Origin of the sequence: Streptomyces sp. SID14436, from assembly GCF_010548465.1 — a bacterium.
GTDB lineage: Bacteria > Actinomycetota > Actinomycetes > Streptomycetales > Streptomycetaceae > Streptomyces.
Map to the genome: position 1 here is coordinate 1 of NZ_JAAGMD010000352.1, position 3,482 is coordinate 3,482.

Genomic DNA, 3,482 nt, shown 5'->3' on the forward strand with positions numbered 1-3,482 from the left:
GCACGGAGTCCGGGGCCGGGGCGGGGGCCGGCGTCGGGGGAGCGGCGGGACGGGCGGCGGACCGCCGGGCCGCCCCCGTGCCCAGGGCCTCGCGCACGGCGTCCAGTTCGGTCCGCAGCTCCGACGGGGCGGGGAAGTTCTCGTCCCGCTCCAGCAGCACGCCCGGGGGCGAGGTGCGGGAGGCGAGGTCGGCGAGGATGTCGAGCACCGGCCGCGGGACGGGATGGGCGTGGCTGTCGTGCCACACGCCGTCCCGCTCGAAGCCGCCGGCGACATGGACGTAGGCGATGGCCTCCAGCGGCAGGCCGGAGAGGGCCTCGGCGGGGTCCTCGCCGCGGTTGACGTGGTTGGTGTGCAGGTTGGCGACGTCGATGAGCAGCCGCACGCCGGTGCGGTCGGCCAGCTCGTACAGGAACTGGCCCTCGGTCAGTTCGTCGTCCGGCCAGGACAGCAGGGCCGCGATGTTCTCCAGGGCGAGCGGGACCGGCAGGGCGTCCTGCGCGACGCGGACGTTCTCGCACAGCACGTCGAGCGCGTCCCGGGTGCGCGGCACGGGCAGCAGGTGCCCGGCCTCCAGGCGCGGGGAGGCGGTCAGCGGCCCGCCCGCGCGGACGAAGGCGATGTGTTCGGTGACCAGCGGTGCCCGAAGGGCGGCGGCCCGCTCGGCGAGGGCGTCGAGCCGCCCGGGGTCCGGCCGGTCGGCGCCGCCGAGGCCCAGCGAGACGCCGTGCGGCACCACGGTCACCCCGCGGCGGCGCAGGCGCAGCAGCGACTCGGGCAGATGTCCGGGGCACACGTTCTCGGCCACGACCTCGACCCAGTCGATCCCCGGCATCGCCTCGACGGCGTCCGCGATCTCCGGCCGCCAGCCGATCCCCGTCCCCAGTCGCTGCCGCATCGTCCCCTCCTCCACCCGGCCGCCGGTCGTCCGGCGGTCCGGCCCCCGATGTGTTCCGGCCCCCGCCGGACGTCCCTCGCGGACGTGACGGGGGTATCGCCCCGCGGCGGGGACACGAACCGTCCGGCGGGCACCTTCAGAGGAACATTTGAGCTTCGGGGGGCGGGGCGGAGCAGCGGACCGGCAGGGGGCGCGGCCGCCCCCTGCCGGTCCGGGCGGTCACGCCAGCGCGAAATAGCGCGCCCACACGTAGACGGCGGCCAGCGACACCGTGACGGCGGTGACGACCAGTCCGTAGCGGCTGAACTGCCAGAACGAGATGTGGTGGCCGGAGCGCTCGGCGATCCCGATGACGACGACGTTCGCCGAGGAGGCGATGATCGTCGCGTTGCCGGCGAGGTCCGCGCCGAGGGCGAAGGACCACCACAGCATGCCCGCCTCCGCGGTACCGCCGGCCGCGTTCACGATCTCCTCGACGATCGGGCTCACCGATGCCACGAAGGGGATGTTGTCGATGAGCGCGGACGGCACCACCGAACCGAACACCAGGGCCATCGAGGTGGCGAACAGGTTCCCGCCGGTGGCCTCGGCCGCCGCTTCGCCCAGGTCGCCGATGACGCCCATGTTCACCATCGCCCCGACCATGACGAACAGTCCGGTGAAGAACGCCAGCGTCTCCCACTCGACGTCCTTCATGACCTCGCCGGTGTTCAGCCGGGACACCGCGAGCAGCAGCAGACCGCCGCTGATGGCGATCACCGAGGGCTCCAGATCCAGCCAGGTGTGCAGCACGAAGGCGACCATCACGACGCCCATCACCGCACCGCTGACGGCGAGCAGCCGGCCGTCCTTGATGGCGTCGCGCGGGTCGAGCTCCATCACGGACGCGACGCGCTCGGGGTCGTAGGTGAACGCTTTGCGGAACATGACCCGGGCCATCAGGATGAACACGATCATCAGCACGATGACGATCGGCGTCATGTGGATCACGAAGTCGTTGAAGCTCAGACCCGCGCGCGAGCCGATCATGATGTTGGGCGGGTCGCCGATGAGGGTGGCCGCGCCGCCGATGTTGCACGTCATCACCTCGGCGATGAGGTACGGCACCACGGGCAGCCCGAGGCGGTTGCAGACCAGGATCGTCACCGGCGCGACCAGCAGCACGGTCGTGACGTTGTCCAGCCAGGGGGAGAACACGGCCGTCACCAGGATGAGCAGCACCATCAGCCGGTACGGTTTGCCGCGCGCGCGGCGCGCCGCCCAGATCGCGATGTACTCGAAGACGCCGGTCTGTTTCAGCACGGCGACGATCAGCATCATGCCGAGCAGCAGGACGATGACGTCCCAGTCGATGCCCGCGTCCTTGGAGAAGAAGGCGTGCTCGGGGTCGGTGGCCCCGATGAGCAGCATCAGCACGCCGCCGCCCAGCGCGGCGGCCACCCGGTGGACCCACTCCGTGGCGATCAGTACGTAGACGGCGACGAACACTGCGATCGCCGCCCACGTCAGAACGCTCAACGCGCCACCTGCCCCGTGCCGGCCGGGCCGGATACGGAGGGGATTGGGGTGCGGGTCGACAACAGGAGGGGTCCGGGAACCGTTCGGGAGTGATCAGGGCGCTGTGGCGCTGCGCGCATGAGCGAGGAGCTCCTCTCGTCGTCCGGGCCCGCAGCACTGCCGTGTAGCAGCCAGGACCCACGACGACGCCGCTCCCCTGCTCGGGGAGCGGACGGACAGGACGGTGCGGCGCTTCGGCTGTCGCAACCGAGGGCGCCTGCAGACCCGCAAGACGAGCGTTCGCCCTCACCGCACGACGGACTGTGCTGGGGCGGTGATGTGCGTCCCACCCTCTCGCGCGCGCGGGAACGCGGACCATAAGGGTCAGCACCCAGATGGCGGGGGGTGCACCCTGTAGGGGTGATTGAGGGTCAGCCCCCATTGACAGCCAAGTCCGCTTTTCGGCCCCCTTACGGGGCGGCGCGGCAAAGGCCACAGTGTGGCCCACCGCCGGGCGTTCAGCACCCGGAATCGTCGGAAAGGAGCCGGCCCAGCGGACCCAGGTCCAGGTTCAGGTCGCCGCGGGTCAGGCCGTGCTGGGCGCAGAGCTCGTCCATGCGCCGGTCGAGCAGCATCAACGCGGTGCCGAGCCGGTCCTCCTGATCCGGGCTCAGGGTGCCCTCGTCGAAGCGGCGCACGGCCTGCCGCTCCATGAGCTGGCGCAGCAGTTCCACGACGGTGAGCACCAGGGCGGCCAGGTCGTTGGTGACACGCTCGGGGTCCAGGTCGACCGTGTGGCGGCCGCCGCGGGGCGCCGTCACAGCGGCCCGCTGTCCGCCCAGGGGGCGGGCATCCGCTCGCTGACCGACGCCAGCAGGGCGTGCAGCGAGATCCGTACCAGCGGCACGTCGGCGATCGCCAGCACCAGGTCGCCGCTGACGACGACCCCGGTCGCCAGGACCCGGTCCAGCAGGTCCACCAGCGGCACACCGGCCGGGGCGTACGGGGCGGGCAGGTCCCAGGGGACGGGCGCGGCGCCGGGGGTCCGCGGGTCGGCGGCGGTCACGCGCGCACCCCCGGGGCCGCC

Annotated in this window: 4 protein-coding genes; all 4 read right to left on the reverse strand. The window is 72.4% G+C overall.

The window, feature by feature from the left end; all coding sequences use genetic code 11:
• The coding region (locus G3I53_RS12550) for a DUF692 domain-containing protein (RefSeq protein ID WP_239063829.1) at positions 1-898 on the reverse strand (898 nt) is incomplete at its 3' end.
• Positions 899-1,117: 219 nt separating this feature from the next.
• On the reverse strand, positions 1,118-2,416 hold the full coding sequence (locus G3I53_RS12555; RefSeq protein ID WP_164339031.1) for an ArsB/NhaD family transporter: 1,299 nt from the start codon (positions 2,414-2,416) through the stop codon (positions 1,118-1,120).
• Between the two features lie 497 nt (positions 2,417-2,913).
• A complete protein-coding gene (locus G3I53_RS12560) occupies positions 2,914-3,216 on the reverse strand; it encodes a gas vesicle protein K (protein WP_164339030.1) in 303 nt (100 codons plus the stop codon).
• A complete protein-coding gene (locus tag G3I53_RS12565; RefSeq protein ID WP_164339033.1) occupies positions 3,213-3,410 on the reverse strand; it encodes a gas vesicle protein in 198 nt (65 codons plus the stop codon). The genes G3I53_RS12560 and G3I53_RS12565 overlap by 4 nt, the downstream gene beginning before the upstream one ends.
• Positions 3,411-3,482 lie beyond the last annotated feature (72 nt).